Origin of the sequence: Burkholderia sp. NFPP32, assembly GCF_900119325.1 — a bacterium.
GTDB lineage: Bacteria > Pseudomonadota > Gammaproteobacteria > Burkholderiales > Burkholderiaceae > Burkholderia > Burkholderia pyrrocinia_C.
The window spans coordinates 1-18,630 of record NZ_FPJP01000026.1 but is presented as its reverse complement, the minus strand read 5'-3'; the positions used below and the strand labels follow the sequence as shown (position 1 = coordinate 18,630).

The following is an 18,630-nucleotide window of genomic DNA, read 5'->3' as shown; positions in this document are numbered from 1 at the left end:
GCGCGCCGGCAGGCGTAAGGAAAAACGGCGGGACACCTCGGTGTTCCGCCGTTTTTTTTGCCGCCGATCGAAGCCACCTGCCTGCCGACGTCGCATCGTCAGCTGATGCCGAGCGAGCGCCCCGGTTCACCGCCGCCCCCAGTGGGCAGCGTCATACCGTCGGGACAGCGGCCCGATCGAGGCTGCGCAGGAACGTCTCGGCCGCCTGATAGCCGACCACGCGCCCGATTTCGTTGCCGCTGCGATCGAAAAAGATGATGCCCGGCGGCCCGAACAGGTTGAAGCGCTTGAGCAGCGCCTGATCGTCCGGGTTGTTCGCGGTGACATCCGCGCGCACGAGGTGAAGCTTCGCGAGCCGCGCCTGCACGCGCGCGTCGGTAAACGTCAGATGCTCCATCTCCTTGCAGCTCACGCACCAGTCGGCGTAGAAGTCGAGCATCACTGGCCGGCCCGACGTCTTCAGCAACACGTCGAGCTCGCTGCTGGAGCGCACCGATGCGAACGCGGGCCCGTCCTGCGCAGCTGCCGTGCCCGCCGCCGCACCGCCCGACGCAACCGTGCGAGCCGCAAGCACAGCCAGCGGCTTGACGGGATCGGTCGACCCTGCAGCCAGGCCGACGAGCAGCGTCGCTGCCCAGATCGCGAGCGCGGCGCCCACGCCGCGGCCCAGGCGGCGCCAGATCGACGCGGCGCCGGCATTCGGCGTGAACAACCCGAGTGCCGCGGCCGCGATGAGCAGCCACAACGCGGCGAGCACCATCTTCAGACCGCCCGCGAGCACGGGCCACACGATCCACAGCGCGGCCGCGAGCAGCACGATGCCGAAGAACACCTTCACGCCATCCATCCATTCGCCCGCACGCGGCAGCACCGTCCCGGCACCGACGCCGACAACCAGCAGCGGCACGCCGAGCCCCAGCCCCATCGCGAACAGCGCCGCACCGCCGAGCAGCGCATTGCCGGTGTGCGCGATGAACGCGAGCACGGCAAACAGCGGCGCCGTCATGCATGCGCCGACGACCAGCGCCGACAATGCGCCCATCGCGGCGACCGCGGCGAAATGGCCGCCCCGGCGCGCGCTCGATGCCTCGGCCGCGCCGTTCTGCCAGCGCTCGGGCAGCGCGATGTCCTTGCCCGAAATCAGCGATACGGCGAACGCGGTGAGCAGCACGCCGAACGCGCCGAGCACCCACGGGTTCTGCAGCCACGCGCCGAGACTCTGGCCGACCAGCGCCGCGGCGATGCCGAGCACCGTATAGACCAGCGCCATGCCGACCACGTAGGTCAGCGACAGCGCGAAGCCGCGCGCATGCGTCGCGCGCGTGCCCTGGCCGATGATGATCGCGGACACGATCGGAATCATCGGGTACGAACAGGGCAGGAGGCTCAGAACGACGCCAGCGACGAAGTACAGCGCGACGATCGTGAAGAAGCCGTGCCCTTCGAGCAGCGACTGCGCGAAATCGGCGCTCGTGACCTTGTCGAACCAGCTGCCCGCGGCAGCCGTTTCGCCGGACGACGATGCGGCTGCGCCCAGCGCGGCGCCGTCGATCTTCACGACGTGCTCCGCCGGCGGATAGCAGATCCCTTCGTCCGCGCACCCCTGCGACGTCACCGCGAGCTCGAACGGCCCCGACGCCTGCTTGACCGGCACGTGCACCACGACTTCGTCACGATAGGTCTCGACGTCCTTCTGGAACGTCTGGTCGAACTTCACGTGGCCGGCCGGCAATTGGGGCTCGCCGAGCGTCGCCTGCCCGCTCTTCACTGCGAATGAGAACCGCTCGCGATACAGGTAATAGCCGTTGGCGACCTTGAAGCGGACGTCCACCTGTCCCGGCGATTCGCTCGCGCTGAACTTGAACGCAACCGACGGATCGAGGAAATCGTCGGCCGCGCGCGCAACCGACAGCCCGCCCAGCCCGCCCAGCACGAGCACGCACGACAACAGAACTGCAAGAAACCGCAGCGCGCGCACGCGCACGGGAAGCGCCATACCGTTAAACATGAAATAGACGTTGAGTTTCGCTGGTCACCCACTGGCCGTACGCGGCCGATGCCGTCGCCTGCCACGAGACGATTTCCGGCGTCTCGTACGGATGATGCGCAAGAATAAATCGCTCCAGTTCGAGCGCCCGCACGGGGCTCGTCTTGAACAGCAACTGGATCTCGTCGGCCGTTTCGACCTTGCCCTGCCAGTGATAGCGCGACTTGATCGTGCCGAGCTCCGACACGCACGCGGCAAGCCGCGCGTCGAGCGCGCCGTCGGCGAGCGCCGCGGCCGTCGCCGCGTCGGGCACCGTCGTCAGCATCAGCACCACTATCATCCGCGTCCTCCTGGCTGGTCTACCGGCTCCTGCCGGCGCTGCAACCCACCCTGGGAGCACGCTGGCTGCCCCGTATCGTAGCGCAGCCCGCGCAACGCTGCCGGGGCCGGCCTGCGACAATCGATCGCAGCCGGCGCCTCAAAAACAAAAAGGGCCAAGCAATCGCTCGGCCCCTTTCAGATACTGCTGCGTACTGGAAGCTTATTCAGCTTCTTGCACGTTTTCCGTTTCGTCGACTTCCGGACGGTCGAGCAGCTCGACCAGTGCCATCGGTGCGTTGTCGCCGACGCGGAAGCCGAACTTCAGCACGCGCAGGTAGCCGCCCGGACGGTTCGCGAAACGCGGACCGAGCACGTCGAACAGCTTCGCCACCGAGTCACGATCGCGCAGGCGGTTGAACGCCAGGCGACGGTTTGCCAGCGACGGCTTCTTGCCGAGCGTGATCAGCGGCTCGACGACTTTACGGAGTTCCTTCGCCTTCGGCAGCGTCGTCTTGATGACTTCGTGCTCGATCAGCGAGTTGGACATGTTACGGAGCATAGCCAGACGGTGGCTGCTCGTGCGGTTCAGTTTCCGCAGACCATGACGATGGCGCATTTCAGTTTCCTTGATTCAAAGTTTTGATCCAGCTCTTCTATCGCACCTCGAAGGGTGCACGGGCCGGTAACGAAAAAAGCAAGATGCGGATTTTAAAGGAAAATCCGCATCTTTGCCAACTGCAGCAACAACCGGGCTTACTTGTCGAGACCAGCCGGCGGCCAGTTCTCGAGCTTCATGCCCAGCGTGAGACCGCGCGAAGCGAGCACTTCCTTGATCTCGTTGAGCGACTTGCGACCGAGGTTCGGCGTCTTCAGCAGCTCGTTTTCCGTGCGCTGGATCAGATCGCCGATGTAGTAGATGTTCTCGGCCTTCAGGCAGTTCGCCGAACGAACCGTCAGCTCGAGATCGTCCACCGGACGCAGCAGGATCGGGTCGATCTGCGGTGCGCGCGACGGTGCCTCGGCAGCCGTTTCCGTGCCTTCCAGCGCCGCGAACACGGACAGCTGGTCGACCAGGATGCGGGCCGATTGACGGATCGCTTCTTCCGGCGTGATCACGCCGCTCGTCTCGATGTTCATCACGAGCTTGTCGAGGTCGGTACGCTGCTCGACACGTGCGCTTTCGACAGCGTAGCTCACGCGGCGAACCGGCGAGAACGATGCGTCGAGGACGATACGGCCGATGATCTTGGCCGTGTCTTCACCGTAGCGACGGACGTTGCCGGGCACATAGCCGCGGCCCTTCTCGATCTTGATCTGAACGTCGAGCTTGCCGCCCTTCGACAGGTGCGCGATCACGTGATTCGGGTTGATGACTTCGCAATCGTGAGCCAGCTCGATATCGCCGGCCGTGACGACGCCTTCGCCTTCCTTGCGCAGCGTAACCGTCACTTCGTCACGGTTATGCAGCTTGAACACCACACCCTTCAGGTTCAGCAGCAGGTTGACGACGTCTTCTTGCACGCCATCAAGCGTCGAGTACTCGTGCACCACGCCCGCGATCGTGACTTCGGTCGGCGCGTAGCCAACCATCGACGACAGCAGCACGCGGCGAAGCGCATTGCCCAAGGTATGGCCGTAACCGCGTTCGAACGGCTCCATGACCACCCTCGCGTGGTTCTCGCCAAGCGATTCCACGGCGATGATCTTGGGTTTCAGCAAACTGGTTTGCATGGGCTTTCCTTTTCAATACCCTCGGCTCGTTACACCGATAAGGCTGACCGGTAACAACCAGAAAATAAACAGCCGAGGCCCTTCCTTGCGCAACGCAATCAGGGTACCTCGGCCGTCAATCGGATTAACGCGAATACAATTCGACGATCAGGCTTTCGTTGATGTCGCCTGCGATGTCAGCGCGTTCCGGCATTTGCTTGAACGTGCCTTCGAACTTCTTCGCATCGACTGCAACCCAGCTCGGCATGCCGCCTTGCTCGGCCAGCGACAGTGCTTCGACGATACGCGCCTGCTTCTTCGCCTTTTCGCGGATCGCGACGACGTCACCCGCCTTCACTTGCTGCGACGGGACGTTCGCGACGACGCCGTTCACCGTGATCGACTTGTGGCTCACGAGCTGACGCGCTTCGGCGCGGGTCGAGCCGAAGCCCATGCGATACACGACGTTGTCGAGGCGCGACTCGAGCAGTTGCAGCAGGTTTTCACCCGTGTTGCCCTTGCGGCGGTCGGCTTCAGCGAAGTAGCGGCGGAACTGACGCTCCAGCACGCCGTAGATACGCTTGACCTTCTGCTTTTCGCGCAGCTGCGTACCGTAGTCGGACGTACGTGCGCCCGAGGTACGGCCGTGCTGACCCGGCTTGCTGTCGAGCTTGCACTTGTCGGCGAGCGAGCGGCGCGCGCTCTTCAGGAACAGGTCGGTGCCTTCACGGCGGGACAGCTTGGCTTTGGGGCCGATATAACGTGCCACTTTGCATTCCTTTATCAATCAGTCACGCGGATCGAAATCCGCGCTAGTCCGCTCCCTTTGGGGCGAACGGTGGGCTTAGTCAATCAAAAAAGCAACGCCCGTCGACGCTGAGCGGCGACAGGCAATGCGCTAGCACGAACGTGCCAGCGCATTCTTAGATACGACGACGCTTCGGCGGGCGGCAGCCGTTGTGCGGAATCGGGGTGACGTCCGAAATCGCGGTGATCTTGATGCCGAGGCCGTGCAGTGCACGCACTGCCGACTCGCGACCCGGGCCCGGGCCCTTGATCCGCACTTCCAGATTCTTCACGCCGTATTCCATCGCGACACGGCCGGCCGACTCGGCTGCGACCTGTGCAGCGAACGGCGTCGACTTGCGCGAGCCCTTGAAGCCCTGGCCGCCCGACGTCGCCCACGCCAGCGCGTTGCCTTGGCGATCGGTGATCGTGATGATCGTGTTGTTGAACGACGCGTGGACGTGAACCACACCTTCAGCGACGTTCTTCTTAACCTTTTTGCGAACGCGTTGCGCCGCGGTGTTCGAAGCCTTAGCCATTACGTTTTCCTGTAACTGTCAGTTCCGCTTACTTCTTCAGCGCTTGCGCTGCACGACGCGGACCCTTGCGGGTACGTGCGTTCGTACGCGTACGCTGACCGCGCATCGGCAGGCCCTTGCGATGACGGACGCCACGGTAGCAACCGAGGTCCATCAGGCGCTTGATGTTCATCGTCACTTCACGGCGCAGATCGCCTTCGACGACAAACTTGCCCACTTCTTCACGCAGCTTTTCCAAGTCTGCGTCGGTCAGGTCCTTGACCTTCTTCGAAAAATCGACGCCAGCTGCCACGCAGATGCTGCGCGAACGGGTGCGGCCGACACCGAAGATAGCCGTCAGGCCGATCTCGGTGTGCTGGTGATTCGGGATGTTAACCCCTGCGATACGAGCCATTGTTTTTCCTCAAACAAAAAGCGCAAACAAACGCGCGGTCAGCCTTGGCGCTGCTTGTGGCGCGGATCCGAGCTGCAGATCACGCGAACGACGCCTTTGCGCTTGATGATCTTGCAATTGCGGCAAATGCGCTTAACCGATGCCATCACTTTCATGATAATACCCTTTTTTCAAATCACTTCGCCCGGAACACGATCCGCGCACGAGACAGATCGTAAGGCGTCAACTCAACCGTCACCTTGTCGCCGGGCAGAATGCGGATGTAGTGCATCCGCATCTTTCCGGAAATATGCCCCAACACGACATGGCCGTTTTCCAGCTTCACACGGAAGGTCGCATTCGGGAGGTTTTCGATCACCTCACCCTGCATCTGGATTACATCGTCTTTGGCCATAGTCCTTATTAACGCGTTGGGATGTTGCCGCCCTTGAAGTTGGCCTTCTTGAGCAGCGACTCATACTGTTGCGACATAACGTACGACTGCACCTGCGCCATAAAGTCCATCGTGACGACGACAATGATCAGCAGCGACGTTCCACCAAAATAAAACGGCACGTTCCAGCGCAGCACCAGGAATTCCGGCAGCAGACACACGAAGACGATGTAGATCGCACCGGCCAGCGTCAGACGCGTGAGGATGCGGTCGATATATCGTGCAGTCTGATCGCCCGGACGGATGCCCGGAACAAACGCGCCGCTCTTCTTCAGGTTGTCCGCGGTTTCCCTGCTGTTGAACACCAGTGCGGTGTAGAAGAAGCAGAAAAACACGATTGCCAGCGTGTACAGCAGCACATAGACCGGCTGGCCCGGCTTCAGCGCTTCCGCAACGTTATGCAACGTATTGGAAATCCAGCTTCCCGTCGGCTGACCGGTACTGAACCAGCCGAGAATCGTCGCCGGGAACAGGATGATCGACGATGCGAAGATCGGCGGAATCACGCCCGACATGTTCAGCTTCAGCGGCAGGTGCGACGACTGTCCGCCGTAGATCTTGTTGCCGACCTGGCGCTTCGCGTAGTTCACGAGGATCTTGCGCTGACCGCGTTCGATGAACACGACCAGGTAAGTCACCGCGGCAATCAGAACGACGATGATGATCGCCGAAATGATGCTCATCGAACCCGTACGCACCAGCTCGAACAGCCCACCGACGGCATTCGGGAACCCTGCTGCGATCCCGCCGAAGATGATGATCGAGATACCGTTGCCCAGACCACGCTCGGTAATCTGCTCGCCGAGCCACATCAGGAACATCGTGCCGGTAACTAGCGTCACGACCGTCGTCAGACGGAACAGCATGCCGGGATCGGTGACGAGGCCCGGCTGGTTTTCCAGCGCCGCCGCGATACCGAACGCCTGGAAGGTCGCGAGCACCACGGTGAAATACCGCGTGTACTGCGTGATCTTCCGTTGCCCTGCCTGCCCTTCCTTCTTCAGCGCCTCGAGTTGCGGCGAAACGATCGCCAGCAACTGCATGATGATCGACGCCGAAATGTACGGCATGATCCCCAGCGCAAAGATCGTGAAGCGGGAAAGTGCGCCACCCGAGAACATGTTGAACATGCCCAGGATGCCACCCGCCTGGCTCTGGAACAGCTTGGCCAGTTGATCCGGATCGATGCCCGGCACGGGAATGTGCGCGCCGATGCGATAGACGATCAGCGCCAGGAGCAGGAACATCGCTCGCCGACGCAGATCGCCGAATTTCGCCGTGCTTCGACCGGGTTTTGCAAGACTCGGGCTGTTAGCCAAGTACCTTCTCCGATGAATGCAAGTGACGACGCGCTACGCGTGTCACTCGGCGAACGAACCGCCAGCCGCTTCGATCGCAGCGCGCGCACCCTTGGTGGCACCGAGACCCTTCACGACGATCTTGCGCTTCAGTTCACCCGTCGCGATGATCTTTGCGCTCTTCGTCAGCTCGCCGACCAGGCCGGCTTGCTTCAGTGCGAGCAGATCGATCTCGTCGACCGGCAGCTTCTCGAGGTCGCCCAGGCGCACTTCACCGACGAATTCCTTCGTCAGCGACGTGAAGCCGCGCTTCGGCAGACGACGTTGCAGCGGCATCTGACCGCCTTCGAAACCGACTTTGTGGAAGCCGCCCGAACGCGATTTCTGACCCTTGTGACCACGGCCAGCCGTCTTGCCGAGGCCCGAACCGATGCCACGGCCGACGCGACGCTTGGCGTGCTTGGCGCCAGCTGCCGGCTTCAGGTTATTCAATTCCATATCAACTCCTTGATCCGTAGGGCCGCTTACGCGATGACCTTAACGAGGTACGAGACCTTGTTGATCATGCCGCGGACCGCCGGCGTGTCCTGCAGCTCGCTGACCGAGTTGAGTCGGCGCAGGCCCAGGCCACGCACGGTCGCGCGGTGCGATTCGCGGGTCCCGATCAGGCTCTTAACGAGCTGAACCTTGACAGTTTTTTCAGACATGGTGACCACCCGGGCTTAGCCCAAAATTTCTTCGACGGACTTGCCGCGCTTCGCCGCGATGTCTGCCGGGGTGGACTGCTTGCGCAGGCCGTCCAGCGTGGCGCGAACGAGGTTGTACGGGTTCGTCGAACCGTGGCTCTTCGCCACAACGTTCTGAACGCCCATCACGTCGAACACTGCGCGCATCGGGCCGCCGGCGATCACGCCCGTACCTGCCTTCGCCGGAGCGAGGAGGACGGCCGATGCGCCGTGCTTGCCGTGCACTTCGTGCTGCAGCGTGCCGTTCTTGAGCGGCACCTTGAACATGTTGCGGCGAGCTTGTTCCATTGCCTTCTGGACAGCGACCGGCACTTCCTTCGCCTTGCCCTTGCCCATACCGATGCGGCCATCACCATCGCCAACCACGGTCAGTGCGGCGAAGCCGAGAATACGGCCACCCTTCACGACCTTGGTCACGCGATTGACCGAAATCATCTTTTCACGAAGGCCGTCGTCGCGCTCGTCAGCCTGAACTTTCGCTTGCATCTTTGCCATGACGAATTCCTTCCTTAGAACTTGAGCCCAGCTTCGCGAGCTGCCTCAGCCAGCGCTTTAACGCGGCCGTGGTAGCGGAAGCCCGAGCGGTCGAAGGCGACGGATTCGATGCCGGCGGCCTTTGCCTTCTCGGCAATACGCTTGCCGATCAGCGTCGCGGCGTTAACGTTGCCGCCCTTGCCCGACTTGTCGGCGAGCTCGGCGCGCACTTCTGCCTCGAGCGTCGACGCGCTGGCCAGCACCTTGGTGCCGCACGGCGAGAACACTTGAGCGTAGATGTGCGTGTTCGTGCGATGCACGGCGAGACGCGCGACCTGCAGCTCAGCGATCTTGATACGCGTCTGGCGAGCGCGGCGCAGGCGAGATTGAGTCTTATCCATGATTGCGCACCCTTACTTCTTCTTCGTTTCTTTGAGGATCACAACCTCGTCGGAATAGCGCACGCCCTTGCCCTTGTAGGGCTCCGGCGGACGGTAACCGCGAACTTCCGCAGCTACTTGACCGACTTGTTGCTTGTTGATCCCCTTGATCACGATTTCGGTTTGCGTCGGGGTTTCAGCCTTGACGCCTTCCGGCATCTGGTGCACCACCGGGTGCGAGAAACCCAGCGACAGGTTCAGCTTGTCGCCTTGCGCTTGCGCACGGTAACCGACGCCAACCAGCGTCAGCTTGCGCTCGAAACCCTTGGTCACGCCGTGCACGGCATTCGCGATAATCGCGCGCATCGTGCCCGACAGTGCGTTTGCTTCGCGGCTTTCGTCGACCGGCGACAGATTCAGCGTGCCGTCGTTGTTCGCCACGTTCACGAGCGGATTGATCGCTTGCGTGATGGTGCCCAGCGGGCCCTTGACGGTGATTGCACCGTCGGCCAGCTTGACTTCCGCGCCTTGCAGCGCGATCGGGCTCTTACCTACTCGAGACATGTTTCTCTCTCCTCGGCTTTAAGCGACGTAGCAGATGACTTCGCCGCCGACGCCGGTAGCGCGCGCCTTGCGGTCGGTCATCACGCCCTTCGGCGTCGACACGATTGCCACGCCGAGGCCATTCATGACCTGCGGAATGTCGTTACGACCGCGGTAGACGCGCAGGCCAGGCTTCGACACGCGCTCGAGGCGTTCGATGACCGGACGGCCAGCGTAGTACTTCAGCGCGATGTTCAGTTCTGCCTTCGCGCCTTCAGCCTTCACCGCGAAATCGTCGATATAACCTTCGTCCTTCAGGACTTGCGCGATTGCAACCTTGACCTTCGACGAGGGCATCGCGACCGATACCTTCTCGACCATCTGCGCGTTGCGGATGCGAGTCAGCATATCGGCGATAGGATCACTCATGCTCATTTACGTTTCTCCTATTACCAGCTCGCCTTGGTCAGGCCAGGAATCTCGCCACGGAATGCGATTTCACGAATCTTGTTACGCGCGAGGCCGAATTTACGGAACGTGCCACGCGGACGGCCCGTGATCGCGCAGCGGTTACGCTGGCGGGTCGGGTTTGCGTTGCGGGGCAGTTGCTGCAGCTCCAGGCGTGCTTCGTAGCGCTCTTCTTCCGACTTGCTTTGGTCTTCGACGATCGCCTTCAGCGCTTCGCGCTTTGCTGCGAACTTCGCGACCAGGCGGGCGCGCTTCTTTTCACGTTCGATCAGTGCCAGTTTAGCCACGGTAACCTCAGTTTCTGAACGGGAACTTGAAGCTGGCGAGCAGAGCCTTTGCTTCGTCGTCGGTCTTCGCAGTCGTCGTGATGCTGATGTTCAGCCCACGCAGTGCGTCGATCTTGTCGTAATCGATTTCGGGGAAAATGATCTGCTCTTTCACACCGATGTTGTAGTTGCCACGGCCATCGAAAGCACGACCCGACACGCCGCGGAAGTCACGCACGCGGGGCAGGGCGACGGTCACGAAACGGTCGAGGAATTCATACATCGCACGACCACGCAGCGTCACCATCGCGCCGATGGGATAACCCTGGCGGATCTTGAAGCCTGCGATTGCCTTGCGCGCCTTCGTCACGACCGGCTTCTGACCAGCGATCTTCGTGAGGTCGCCAACGGCGTTCTCGATGATCTTCTTGTCAGCGATCGCCTCGCCAAGACCCATGTTCAGCGTGATCTTGGTGATGCGCGGCACTTCCATGACCGACTTGTAACCGAACTTCTCGATCAGGCCGGGCACAACCTTTTCTTTGTAAAACTCTTGAAAACGAGCCATTTTTTACTCCGCTGCGTCAGGCGCTCAGTACGGCACCGGTCGTCTTCAGGAAGCGAACCTTCTTGCCTTCCTCGACCTTGATGCCAACACGCGACGCCTTGCCATTCGCGTCGACCAGTGCGACGTTCGAAATATGCAGGGGCATCGTCTTCGCTTCCACGCCGCCCGTCGTACCCTTCATCGGGTTCGGCTTCACATGCTTCTTGACGAGGTTGATACCTTCAACCGTCACATGCTCAGCACCGACAGCCAGCACGACGCCGCGCTTGCCCTTGTCCTTGCCGGTAACGACGATCACTTCGTCACCCTTGCGAATCTTGTTCATCGCGACTCCTTACAGCACTTCCGGCGCCAGCGAAACGATCTTCATGAATCGTTCGCTACGCAGCTCACGCGTCACCGGCCCGAAGATACGGGTGCCGATCGGCTCGAGCTTGTTATTCAAAAGCACAGCGGCGTTGCCGTCGAACTTGATCAGCGAGCCGTCTTGACGGCGCACACCCTTGGCGGTGCGGACCACCACGGCGTTGTAAATTTCGCCTTTCTTCACGCGCCCGCGCGGCGTTGCCTCTTTGACGCTCACCTTGATGATGTCGCCAATGCCGGCATAACGACGCTTCGAGCCGCCGAGCACCTTGATGCACAGGACTTCACGTGCACCCGTGTTGTCGGCTACTTCGAGCCGAGATTCGGTCTGGATCATGGTTTGTCTTTCCCAACTTAATCCGGATGCACCACCATGATGCATTCGGTCAGTCTTGGTCCCGTCAGCCAATCGGCTGCTTGGGTTGGAACAGCAGCGACGGCAAACGAAACCCGCCATCGCAATTCGGTGAATCTTTCGGACAGGCTGGCGCCAGTCCGCTTCCCCCACCAACTTCGCCCGCGACGGGGCTCCCATAAAGAGGGAAGACCAGGATTATAACAAATAACCCTGGTCACGCAAGCAAAAACTTTGCGATTTCAAGCACTTCGTGGAGAAGTGCCTGTTACTGCCTACCGCACGGCCCGCTTAGATGACGCGAGCTGCTTCGACGAGGCGCGACACCGTCCAGGCCTTCGTCTTCGAAACAGGACGAGTTTCCTGGATTTCGACGAGATCGCCTTCGTTGCAGGTGTTCGCTTCATCGTGCGCGTGGTACTTCTTCGAGCGCACGACATACTTGCCGTAGATCGGGTGCTTGACGCGGTGCTCGATCAGCACGGTGACGGTCTTGTCCATCTTGTTGCTGACGACCCGACCGACCAGCGTCCGCTTCAGCGAGGTTTTCACGCTATCGTTCATTTCTGGTTCGCCTTCTGAGTCATGACGGTCCGCACACGTGCGATGTCGCGACGAACCTTCTTCAGCTGGCTCGTGTTCGTGAGCTGCTGGGTCGCGAGTTGCATGCGCAGGCCGAATTGCGCCTTCAGCAGGTCCGCCAGCTCCTTGTTGAGCGCGGCCTGGTCTTTCTGGAGAAGTTCGGAAGCCTTCATGTTTTCTCCTTAGGCGCCGAGCTGGCGCACGATGAATGCCGTCTTCAGCGGCAGCTTGGCTGCAGCCAGACGGAACGCTTCGCGTGCCAGTTCTTCGGTTACGCCGTCCATTTCATAGAGCATCTTGCCCGGCTGAATCTCGGCGACGTAGTACTCCGGGTTACCCTTACCGTTACCCATACGCACTTCGGCCGGCTTCTGCGAAATCGGCTTGTCCGGGAAGATCCGGATCCAGATGCGGCCGCCACGCTTGATGTGACGCGTCATTGCACGACGCGCCGCTTCAATTTGACGTGCGGTCAGACGACCGCGACCGATCGCCTTCAGGCCGAATTCACCGAACGACACTGCGTTGCCGCGCGTCGCCTTGCCGGTGTTACGACCCTTCTGCTCTTTACGATACTTTCTGCGTTTCGGTTGCAGCATCGTTATTCTCCAGTCTTGCCGTCTTCGGGCTTGCCGGCGCCACGGCGCGGTGCGCCACGGCGAGCACCCGGAGCGCCGCCTTCGCCGTCACGGCGCGGACGACGATCGCCCGGACGCGCATTGCGACGCGGACGCTTGTCTTCGGCTACTTCTTCCACCACCGGTGCGTCATTGCGGCCGAGCGTGTCGCCCTTGTACACCCACACCTTGACGCCGATGATCCCGTAGGTCGTCTTCGCTTCCGAAGTCGCGTAGTCGATATCGGCACGCAGCGTGTGAAGGGGCACGCGACCTTCGCGATACCACTCCGTACGAGCGATTTCGATACCGTTCAGACGGCCAGCGCTCATGATCTTGATGCCCTGGGCACCCAGACGCATCGCGTTCTGCATCGCACGCTTCATCGCGCGACGGAACATGATCCGGCGCTCGAGCTGTTGCGTGATCGAGTCAGCGATCAGTTGCGCATCGGTTTCCGGCTTGCGGATTTCTTCGATGTTGACGTGGACCGGAACGCCCATGCGGCGTTGCAGTTCCGTCTTCAGCTGTTCGATATCCTCGCCCTTCTTGCCGATGACCACGCCCGGACGCGAGCTGTAAATCGTGATGCGCGCGTTCTTCGCCGGACGCTCGATGACGACCCGACCGACCGAAGCGTTCTTCAGCTTCTTCTTCAGGTATTCACGAACACCGATGTCTTCCTGCAGCATCGCCGCGAAATTGTTGTTGTTCGCGTACCAACGCGAAGCCCAATTACGGCTGACAGCCAGGCGGAAGCCAGTCGGATGAATTTTCTGTCCCATCGTATGGCTCCTTAATTCCCGACCGTCACAGTGATGTGACAGGATTGCTTCTCGATGCGGTTACCGCGGCCCTTGGCGCGCGCGGTGAAACGCTTGAGCGATGCAGCCTTGTCGACGTAGATGCTCTTGATCTTGAGCTCGTCGATATCGGCGCCTTCGTTGTGCTCCGCATTCGCGATTGCCGACAGCACAACCTTCTTCACGATGCCAGCCGCCTTCTTCGGCGAGAACGTCAGAACGTTCAGCGCCTTGTCGACCGGCAAACCGCGGATCTGGTCAGCCACAAGGCGCGTTTTTTGCGCCGAGATGCGGGCACCGCGATGAATTGCTTTCACTTCCATCTTGATTGCCCCTTATTTCTTGGCCTTCTTGTCGGCTGCGTGACCCTTGAACGTACGGGTCAGTGCGAACTCGCCAAGCTTGTGGCCGACCATGTTTTCCGAGATGTACACCGGAACGTGTTGACGGCCGTTGTGAACAGCGATCGTCAGGCCGATGAAATCCGGCAGAATCGTCGAGCGACGCGACCAGGTCTTGATCGGCTTTTTGTCGCGCGAAGCTGCAGCCGCCTCAACTTTCTTCAGCAAATGGGCGTCGCAGAACGGACCTTTTTTAACAGAACGTGCCATTGCCTACTCCTTAACGCTTGTGACGGCGCTGGACGATCATCGTCGTCGTGCGCTTGTTGCTGCGGGTGCGGTAACCCTTAGCCGGCGTACCCCACGGGCTCACCGGGTCGCGACCTGCAGCCGTCTTGCCCTCACCACCACCGTGCGGGTGATCGACCGGGTTCATCGCAACGCCACGCACCGTCGGGCGGATACCGCGCCAGCGGTTCGCGCCAGCCTTGCCGATCTGGCGCAGGCTATGCTCTTCGTTGCCGACTTCACCGATCGTTGCACGGCACTCGATGTGCACGCGGCGGATTTCGCCCGAACGCAGGCGAACCTGCGCGTAGACGCCTTCGCGCGCCAGCAGCATGGCCGACGTGCCAGCCGAACGCGCCATTTGCGCGCCCTTGCCCGGCAGCATCTCGATGCAGTGGATCGTCGTACCGACCGGAATGTTGCGGATCGGCAGCGTGTTGCCTGCACGGATCGGCGCTTCCGAACCCGACATCAGCTGTTGGCCGACGGTCAGGCCCTTCGGGGCGATGATGTAGCGACGCTCGCCGTCTGCGTAGAGCACCAGCGCGATGTTCGCGCTGCGGTTCGGGTCGTACTCGAGACGCTCGACCTTTGCCGGGATGCCATCCTTCGTGCGACGGAAATCGACGATACGATAGTGCTGCTTGTGACCACCGCCCTTGTGGCGCGTGGTGATGCGACCGTTGTTGTTACGGCCGGCGGTCGAGCTCTGCGAATCGAGCAGTGCCGCGAACGGCTTGCCCTGGTGCAGGTTCTTGTTGACCACCTTGACCATCGCGCGGCGACCCGGCGAAGTCGGTTTAACTTTCACGATTGCCATGATTACTTGGCCTCCGCTTCAAAGTTGATTTCCTGGCCGGGCTTCAGGCAAACGTACGCCTTCTTCACGTCCTTGCGGCGGCCCATCGAACGGCCAAAGCGCTTCTGCTTGCCCTTCTGAACCAGCACGTTGACGGAATCAACTTCCACCTTGAACAGCAGCTCGACAGCCGCCTTCACTTCCTGCTTCGTGGCATCCGGTGCGACTTCGAACACGACTTGCTCGTTCTTGTCGGCAACCAGCGTCGCCTTTTCCGAGATCACCGGTGCGAGCAGGACCTGCATCAAACGATGATCGTTCTTGCGAATCTCGCTCATGACAGCAACTCCTCGATCTGGGCGACCGCAGCCTTCGTGACCAGCACTTTCTTGAAGTAGATCAGCGACAGCGGGTCAGCGTAGCGCGGCTCGACAATTGCCACGTGCGGCAGGTTGCGCGAAGCCAGGTACAGGTTTTCGTCAACCGTGTCGGTGATGATCAGCACGGAGTCGAGACCCATGGTCTTGAATTTGTCGGCCAGCAGCTTGGTCTTCGGCGCTTCGAGGACGATGTCCTCGACGACCGACAGACGGCCTTCACGGGCCAGCTGCGAGAAGATCGAGCAGAGACCTGCGCGATGCATCTTCTTGTTGACCTTGTGCGAGAAGTTTTCTTCCGGCGAGTTCGGGAAGATACGACCACCGCCACGCCACAGCGGGCTCGACGACATACCGGCACGAGCACGGCCCGTACCCTTCTGGCGCCACGGCTTCTTGGTGGTGTGCTTGACCTGCTCGCGGTCCTTCTGCGCGCGGTTACCCTGGCGAGCATTCGCCTGGTAAGCGACGACGACCTGGTGGATCAGCGCTTCGTTGTAGTCACGACCGAACACGACGTCCGATGCGTTGACCACTGCACCTTCCTGACCATTTTCGTTCAGGAGCTTGAGTTCCATTATTTCGCCCCCTTGGTCTTGACGGCCGGCGTGACAAAAACCTTGCCACCCTTCGCGCCCGGAATCGCACCCTTGACGAGCAGCAGCTTGCGCTCTGCGTCGATACGAGCGATTTCGAGGTTCTGCACCGTCACGGTCACGTCACCCATGTGACCCGTCATGCGTTTACCCGGGAACACGCGACCCGGATCCTGCGCCATACCGATCGAGCCCGGCACGTTGTGCGAGCGCGAGTTACCGTGCGTGGCACGGCCGGAGGAGAAGTTGTAACGCTTGATCGTACCGGCGTAGCCCTTACCGATCGACACGCCTTGCACGTCGACCTTCTGGCCCACTTCGAAAAGATCTGCACCGACCACGGCGCCATTCGACAGCTCGGCTGCCTTGGCCGCGTCAATGCGGAATTCCTTGAGGATTTCACCGGCTTCGACACCGGCTTTGGCGAGATGACCTGCCAGCGGCTTCGTCACGCGCGAGGCGCGGCGGGAGCCAAATGCAACCTGCACGGCCGTGTAGCCGTCGGTTTCAACAGTCTTGATCTGCGTCACGCGGTTGTCCGACACGTCCAGCACGGTGACGGGAATCGAATCCCCTTCAGCCGTGAAGATACGGGTCATGCCAACCTTGCGACCTACGAGTCCAAGGCTCATCATTTTCTCCATTCCCGACTGCGATTGGTCGGGGCTGATTTACAAAATGCCGGGCACGCAAGGCCCAACTTTTTTACGCGAATACGCGAAAAGCCAAGCAGTATAGCCCGACCTCTCGTTTTCCGCAAGCAATACAAAGACTTAGCGCCGCCCGGCAAGCCGATCGGCGCTGGAAGCCTTACTGCAGCTTGATTTCCACGTCGACGCCAGCCGGCAGATCGAGCTTCATCAGCGCGTCAACCGTCTTGTCGGTCGGATCGACGATGTCCATCAGGCGCTGGTGGGTGCGGATTTCGAGCTGATCGCGCGACGTCTTGTTGACGTGCGGCGAACGCAGGATGTCAAAACGCTGAATGCGCGTCGGCAGCGGCACCGGGCCACGGACGATTGCGCCAGTCCGCTTCGCGGTATCGACGATCTCGGCAGCCGATTGATCGATCAGACGATAGTCGAAAGCCTTCAGGCGAATGCGGATTTTCTGTTGCTGCATGACGATTCCTTGAAAAGAGCGAGGCGATGTTGCATCGCCGGACACTAAAAGAACGTGAAACATGACGCCTGCGGGGAGCGAGACATCAGGTTCCGGACAGTACTTCCACTGCTAAGCCCGCGATTCTACACGAAATTGTGGAGCGGTGGTGCGGGTTTCTCGGCCCATGCAACGGAGCACCGGAAAAACAAAACCGGGTGCCAGCGCAAGCTGGGCACCCGGTTTCGACGGTACGACTGCCTACCGCGGAATCGCGGACCCCGTCGGGATCCGCGGATCGTCGATGTTACTCGATGATCTTGGCGACGACGCCGGCGCCGACGGTACGGCCGCCTTCGCGGATTGCGAAGCGCAGACCTTCTTCCATCGCGATCGGAGCGATCAGCTTCACCGTGATCGACACGTTGTCGCCCGGCATCACCATTTCCTTGTCCTTCGGCAGCTCGATCGAGCCCGTCACGTCCGTCGTACGGAAGTAGAACTGCGGACGGTAGTTGTTGAAGAACGGCGTGTGACGGCCGCCTTCGTCCTTGCTCAGCACGTACACTTCAGCCGTGAAGTGCGTGTGCGGCGTGATCGAACCCGGCTTCGCCAGAACCTGGCCACGCTCCACGTCTTCACGCTTCGTGCCGCGCAGCAGGATACCGACGTTGTCGCCTGCCTGACCTTGGTCCAGCAGCTTGCGGAACATTTCAACGCCCGTGCAGGTCGTCTTCACCGTCGGCTTGATACCGACGATTTCGATTTCCTCGCCGACCTTCACGATGCCGCGCTCGACACGACCCGTCACCACCGTACCACGGCCCGAGATCGAGAACACGTCTTCCACCGGCATCAGGAACGCGCCGTCAACTGCACGCTCCGGCGTCGGGATGTACGTGTCCAGCGCGTCGGCCAGGCTCATGATCGCCACTTCGCCCAGCTCGCCCGTGTCGCCTTCCAGCGCCAGCTTCGCCGAACCCTTCACGATCGGCGTGTCGTCGCCCGGGAAGTCGTACTTCGACAGGAGTTCGCGAACTTCCATCTCGACCAGCTCGAGCAGTTCAGCGTCGTCCACCATGTCGCACTTGTTCAGGAACACGATGATGTACGGAACGCCAACCTGACGCGCCAGCAGGATGTGCTCACGCGTTTGCGGCATCGGGCCGTCTGCTGCCGAGCAAACCAGGATCGCGCCGTCCATCTGCGCCGCGCCCGTGATCATGTTCTTCACATAGTCAGCGTGGCCCGGGCAGTCGACGTGTGCGTAGTGGCGGTTAGCCGTTTCGTACTCGACGTGTGCCGTGTTGATCGTGATGCCGCGCGCCTTTTCTTCCGGTGCCGCGTCGATCTGGTCGTATGCCTTCGCTTCGCCGCCGAACTTCTTCGTCAGAACCGTCGTGATCGCTGCCGTCAGCGTCGTCTTGCCGTGGTCAACGTGACCAATCGTACCAACGTTCACGTGCGGCTTGGTCCGCTCAAACTTTTCCTT

The 18,630-nt window shown here is 61.1% G+C and carries 32 protein-coding genes; all 32 read right to left on the bottom strand.

Annotated features, from left to right (window positions below):
* Positions 1–151 precede the first annotated feature (151 nt).
* Entirely contained in the window at positions 152–2,008 is a 1,857-nt protein-coding gene (gene dsbD / locus BT264_RS31445) for a protein-disulfide reductase DsbD (protein WP_072443824.1), read from the bottom strand.
* Positions 2,001–2,327, bottom strand: a complete 327-nt coding sequence (gene cutA / locus BT264_RS31440; RefSeq protein ID WP_072443822.1) for a divalent-cation tolerance protein CutA — start codon at positions 2,325–2,327, stop codon at positions 2,001–2,003. Before cutA ends, dsbD begins: the two co-directional genes overlap by 8 nt.
* Positions 2,328–2,528: 201 nt before the next feature.
* Positions 2,529–2,924, bottom strand: coding sequence for a 50S ribosomal protein L17 (gene rplQ, locus BT264_RS31435; RefSeq protein ID WP_006477175.1), 396 nt, complete (start codon positions 2,922–2,924; stop codon positions 2,529–2,531).
* A 137-nt stretch (positions 2,925–3,061) separates the two neighbouring features.
* Positions 3,062–4,039, bottom strand: coding sequence for a DNA-directed RNA polymerase subunit alpha (rpoA, locus tag BT264_RS31430; protein ID WP_006477176.1), 978 nt, complete (start codon positions 4,037–4,039; stop codon positions 3,062–3,064).
* Positions 4,040–4,163: 124 nt separating this feature from the next.
* Positions 4,164–4,787, bottom strand: a complete 624-nt coding sequence (rpsD, locus tag BT264_RS31425) for a 30S ribosomal protein S4 (protein ID WP_012362893.1) — start codon at positions 4,785–4,787, stop codon at positions 4,164–4,166.
* Positions 4,788–4,941: 154 nt separating this feature from the next.
* Entirely contained in the window at positions 4,942–5,343 is a 402-nt protein-coding gene (gene rpsK / locus BT264_RS31420) for a 30S ribosomal protein S11 (protein WP_004197937.1), read from the bottom strand.
* A 28-nt stretch (positions 5,344–5,371) separates the two neighbouring features.
* A complete protein-coding gene (rpsM, locus tag BT264_RS31415) occupies positions 5,372–5,737 on the bottom strand; it encodes a 30S ribosomal protein S13 (RefSeq protein WP_006477178.1) in 366 nt (121 codons plus the stop codon).
* 38 nt (positions 5,738–5,775) lie between these two features.
* Positions 5,776–5,892 (bottom strand): 50S ribosomal protein L36, encoded by a 117-nt coding sequence (gene rpmJ / locus BT264_RS31410; protein WP_004199844.1) that lies wholly within the window; start codon positions 5,890–5,892, stop codon positions 5,776–5,778.
* A gap of 20 nt (positions 5,893–5,912) precedes the next feature.
* A complete protein-coding gene (gene infA / locus BT264_RS31405) occupies positions 5,913–6,131 on the bottom strand; it encodes a translation initiation factor IF-1 (protein ID WP_004521905.1) in 219 nt (72 codons plus the stop codon).
* A gap of 8 nt (positions 6,132–6,139) precedes the next feature.
* The gene (secY, locus tag BT264_RS31400) at positions 6,140–7,489 is read right to left on the bottom strand and encodes a preprotein translocase subunit SecY (RefSeq protein ID WP_072443819.1); all 1,350 of its coding nucleotides are present in this window, start codon (positions 7,487–7,489) and stop codon (positions 6,140–6,142) included.
* Between the two features lie 42 nt (positions 7,490–7,531).
* Entirely contained in the window at positions 7,532–7,966 is a 435-nt protein-coding gene (gene rplO / locus BT264_RS31395; RefSeq protein WP_006482880.1) for a 50S ribosomal protein L15, read from the bottom strand.
* Positions 7,967–7,992: 26 nt separating this feature from the next.
* Entirely contained in the window at positions 7,993–8,175 is a 183-nt protein-coding gene (gene rpmD, locus BT264_RS31390; protein ID WP_006400644.1) for a 50S ribosomal protein L30, read from the bottom strand.
* A gap of 15 nt (positions 8,176–8,190) precedes the next feature.
* On the bottom strand, positions 8,191–8,709 hold the full coding sequence (gene rpsE, locus BT264_RS31385) for a 30S ribosomal protein S5 (RefSeq protein WP_006482895.1): 519 nt from the start codon (positions 8,707–8,709) through the stop codon (positions 8,191–8,193).
* A 14-nt stretch (positions 8,710–8,723) separates the two neighbouring features.
* Positions 8,724–9,089 carry a 50S ribosomal protein L18 gene (gene rplR, locus BT264_RS31380; RefSeq protein ID WP_006477183.1) on the bottom strand — a complete coding sequence of 122 codons (366 nt, stop codon included), beginning with the start codon at positions 9,087–9,089 and terminating at the stop codon, positions 8,724–8,726.
* 12 nt (positions 9,090–9,101) lie between these two features.
* Entirely contained in the window at positions 9,102–9,632 is a 531-nt protein-coding gene (rplF, locus tag BT264_RS31375; RefSeq protein ID WP_006758786.1) for a 50S ribosomal protein L6, read from the bottom strand.
* A gap of 18 nt (positions 9,633–9,650) precedes the next feature.
* Complete coding sequence (gene rpsH, locus BT264_RS31370; RefSeq protein WP_034183605.1) at positions 9,651–10,046, bottom strand: 30S ribosomal protein S8; 396 nt, start codon at positions 10,044–10,046, stop codon at positions 9,651–9,653.
* 14 nt (positions 10,047–10,060) lie between these two features.
* Positions 10,061–10,366: a 30S ribosomal protein S14 gene (rpsN, locus tag BT264_RS31365; RefSeq protein ID WP_006482884.1), complete on the bottom strand. Its 306-nt coding sequence runs from the start codon at positions 10,364–10,366 to the stop codon at positions 10,061–10,063.
* A 7-nt stretch (positions 10,367–10,373) separates the two neighbouring features.
* The gene (gene rplE, locus BT264_RS31360) at positions 10,374–10,913 is read right to left on the bottom strand and encodes a 50S ribosomal protein L5 (protein WP_006482882.1); all 540 of its coding nucleotides are present in this window, start codon (positions 10,911–10,913) and stop codon (positions 10,374–10,376) included.
* 16 nt (positions 10,914–10,929) lie between these two features.
* Positions 10,930–11,238 carry a 50S ribosomal protein L24 gene (gene rplX, locus BT264_RS31355; RefSeq protein ID WP_006477187.1) on the bottom strand — a complete coding sequence of 103 codons (309 nt, stop codon included), beginning with the start codon at positions 11,236–11,238 and terminating at the stop codon, positions 10,930–10,932.
* Positions 11,239–11,247: 9 nt separating this feature from the next.
* Positions 11,248–11,616, bottom strand: coding sequence for a 50S ribosomal protein L14 (rplN, locus tag BT264_RS31350; protein ID WP_006482918.1), 369 nt, complete (start codon positions 11,614–11,616; stop codon positions 11,248–11,250).
* A 309-nt stretch (positions 11,617–11,925) separates the two neighbouring features.
* Positions 11,926–12,198 (bottom strand): 30S ribosomal protein S17, encoded by a 273-nt coding sequence (gene rpsQ / locus BT264_RS31345; protein ID WP_006752928.1) that lies wholly within the window; start codon positions 12,196–12,198, stop codon positions 11,926–11,928.
* Complete coding sequence (gene rpmC, locus BT264_RS31340; protein WP_006400652.1) at positions 12,195–12,389, bottom strand: 50S ribosomal protein L29; 195 nt, start codon at positions 12,387–12,389, stop codon at positions 12,195–12,197. The genes rpsQ and rpmC overlap by 4 nt, the downstream gene beginning before the upstream one ends.
* A 9-nt stretch (positions 12,390–12,398) precedes the next feature.
* Positions 12,399–12,815 carry a 50S ribosomal protein L16 gene (rplP, locus tag BT264_RS31335; protein ID WP_006482873.1) on the bottom strand — a complete coding sequence of 139 codons (417 nt, stop codon included), beginning with the start codon at positions 12,813–12,815 and terminating at the stop codon, positions 12,399–12,401.
* A 2-nt stretch (positions 12,816–12,817) separates the two neighbouring features.
* Positions 12,818–13,618, bottom strand: coding sequence for a 30S ribosomal protein S3 (rpsC, locus tag BT264_RS31330; protein WP_006482899.1), 801 nt, complete (start codon positions 13,616–13,618; stop codon positions 12,818–12,820).
* Positions 13,619–13,629: 11 nt separating this feature from the next.
* The gene (gene rplV / locus BT264_RS31325; RefSeq protein ID WP_004199272.1) at positions 13,630–13,959 is read right to left on the bottom strand and encodes a 50S ribosomal protein L22; all 330 of its coding nucleotides are present in this window, start codon (positions 13,957–13,959) and stop codon (positions 13,630–13,632) included.
* 12 nt (positions 13,960–13,971) lie between these two features.
* The gene (gene rpsS / locus BT264_RS31320) at positions 13,972–14,247 is read right to left on the bottom strand and encodes a 30S ribosomal protein S19 (protein ID WP_004199273.1); all 276 of its coding nucleotides are present in this window, start codon (positions 14,245–14,247) and stop codon (positions 13,972–13,974) included.
* Between the two features lie 10 nt (positions 14,248–14,257).
* Positions 14,258–15,085: a 50S ribosomal protein L2 gene (gene rplB, locus BT264_RS31315; RefSeq protein ID WP_006482900.1), complete on the bottom strand. Its 828-nt coding sequence runs from the start codon at positions 15,083–15,085 to the stop codon at positions 14,258–14,260.
* Between the two features lie 2 nt (positions 15,086–15,087).
* Positions 15,088–15,402 (bottom strand): 50S ribosomal protein L23, encoded by a 315-nt coding sequence (rplW, locus tag BT264_RS31310; RefSeq protein ID WP_004199275.1) that lies wholly within the window; start codon positions 15,400–15,402, stop codon positions 15,088–15,090.
* On the bottom strand, positions 15,399–16,019 hold the full coding sequence (gene rplD / locus BT264_RS31305; protein WP_040143046.1) for a 50S ribosomal protein L4: 621 nt from the start codon (positions 16,017–16,019) through the stop codon (positions 15,399–15,401). Before rplD ends, rplW begins: the two co-directional genes overlap by 4 nt.
* The gene (gene rplC / locus BT264_RS31300) at positions 16,019–16,669 is read right to left on the bottom strand and encodes a 50S ribosomal protein L3 (protein WP_006482922.1); all 651 of its coding nucleotides are present in this window, start codon (positions 16,667–16,669) and stop codon (positions 16,019–16,021) included. The genes rplD and rplC overlap by 1 nt, the downstream gene beginning before the upstream one ends.
* Positions 16,670–16,847: 178 nt before the next feature.
* Positions 16,848–17,159 (bottom strand): 30S ribosomal protein S10, encoded by a 312-nt coding sequence (gene rpsJ, locus BT264_RS31295; protein ID WP_004199280.1) that lies wholly within the window; start codon positions 17,157–17,159, stop codon positions 16,848–16,850.
* 286 nt (positions 17,160–17,445) lie between these two features.
* Positions 17,446–18,630 (bottom strand): elongation factor Tu (gene tuf / locus BT264_RS31290; protein ID WP_256260743.1); only part of this gene is annotated, 1,185 nt, incomplete at its 5' end.

Coding starts and splice junctions, on each gene's coding strand:
- dsbD (WP_072443824.1), bottom strand. CDS start 2,008: ATGTTTAACGGTATGGCGCTTCCCGTGCGCGTGCGCGCGCTGCGGTTT.
- cutA (WP_072443822.1), bottom strand. CDS start 2,327: ATGATAGTGGTGCTGATGCTGACGACGGTGCCCGACGCGGCGACGGCC.
- rplQ (WP_006477175.1), bottom strand. CDS start 2,924: ATGCGCCATCGTCATGGTCTGCGGAAACTGAACCGCACGAGCAGCCAC.
- rpoA (WP_006477176.1), bottom strand. CDS start 4,039: ATGCAAACCAGTTTGCTGAAACCCAAGATCATCGCCGTGGAATCGCTT.
- rpsK (WP_004197937.1), bottom strand. CDS start 5,343: ATGGCTAAGGCTTCGAACACCGCGGCGCAACGCGTTCGCAAAAAGGTT.
- rpsM (WP_006477178.1), bottom strand. CDS start 5,737: ATGGCTCGTATCGCAGGGGTTAACATCCCGAATCACCAGCACACCGAG.
- rpmJ (WP_004199844.1), bottom strand. CDS start 5,892: ATGAAAGTGATGGCATCGGTTAAGCGCATTTGCCGCAATTGCAAGATC.
- infA (WP_004521905.1), bottom strand. CDS start 6,131: ATGGCCAAAGACGATGTAATCCAGATGCAGGGTGAGGTGATCGAAAAC.
- rplO (WP_006482880.1), bottom strand. CDS start 7,966: ATGGAATTGAATAACCTGAAGCCGGCAGCTGGCGCCAAGCACGCCAAG.
- rpmD (WP_006400644.1), bottom strand. CDS start 8,175: ATGTCTGAAAAAACTGTCAAGGTTCAGCTCGTTAAGAGCCTGATCGGG.
- rpsE (WP_006482895.1), bottom strand. CDS start 8,709: ATGGCAAAGATGCAAGCGAAAGTTCAGGCTGACGAGCGCGACGACGGC.
- rplR (WP_006477183.1), bottom strand. CDS start 9,089: ATGGATAAGACTCAATCTCGCCTGCGCCGCGCTCGCCAGACGCGTATC.
- rplF (WP_006758786.1), bottom strand. CDS start 9,632: ATGTCTCGAGTAGGTAAGAGCCCGATCGCGCTGCAAGGCGCGGAAGTC.
- rpsH (WP_034183605.1), bottom strand. CDS start 10,046: ATGAGCATGAGTGATCCTATCGCCGATATGCTGACTCGCATCCGCAAC.
- rplE (WP_006482882.1), bottom strand. CDS start 10,913: ATGGCTCGTTTTCAAGAGTTTTACAAAGAAAAGGTTGTGCCCGGCCTG.
- rplX (WP_006477187.1), bottom strand. CDS start 11,238: ATGAACAAGATTCGCAAGGGTGACGAAGTGATCGTCGTTACCGGCAAG.
- rplN (WP_006482918.1), bottom strand. CDS start 11,616: ATGATCCAGACCGAATCTCGGCTCGAAGTAGCCGACAACACGGGTGCA.
- rpsQ (WP_006752928.1), bottom strand. CDS start 12,198: ATGAACGATAGCGTGAAAACCTCGCTGAAGCGGACGCTGGTCGGTCGG.
- rpmC (WP_006400652.1), bottom strand. CDS start 12,389: ATGAAGGCTTCCGAACTTCTCCAGAAAGACCAGGCCGCGCTCAACAAG.
- rplP (WP_006482873.1), bottom strand. CDS start 12,815: ATGCTGCAACCGAAACGCAGAAAGTATCGTAAAGAGCAGAAGGGTCGT.
- rpsC (WP_006482899.1), bottom strand. CDS start 13,618: ATGGGACAGAAAATTCATCCGACTGGCTTCCGCCTGGCTGTCAGCCGT.
- rplV (WP_004199272.1), bottom strand. CDS start 13,959: ATGGAAGTGAAAGCAATTCATCGCGGTGCCCGCATCTCGGCGCAAAAA.
- rpsS (WP_004199273.1), bottom strand. CDS start 14,247: ATGGCACGTTCTGTTAAAAAAGGTCCGTTCTGCGACGCCCATTTGCTG.
- rplB (WP_006482900.1), bottom strand. CDS start 15,085: ATGGCAATCGTGAAAGTTAAACCGACTTCGCCGGGTCGCCGCGCGATG.
- rplW (WP_004199275.1), bottom strand. CDS start 15,402: ATGAGCGAGATTCGCAAGAACGATCATCGTTTGATGCAGGTCCTGCTC.
- rplD (WP_040143046.1), bottom strand. CDS start 16,019: ATGGAACTCAAGCTCCTGAACGAAAATGGTCAGGAAGGTGCAGTGGTC.
- rplC (WP_006482922.1), bottom strand. CDS start 16,669: ATGAGCCTTGGACTCGTAGGTCGCAAGGTTGGCATGACCCGTATCTTC.
- rpsJ (WP_004199280.1), bottom strand. CDS start 17,159: ATGCAGCAACAGAAAATCCGCATTCGCCTGAAGGCTTTCGACTATCGT.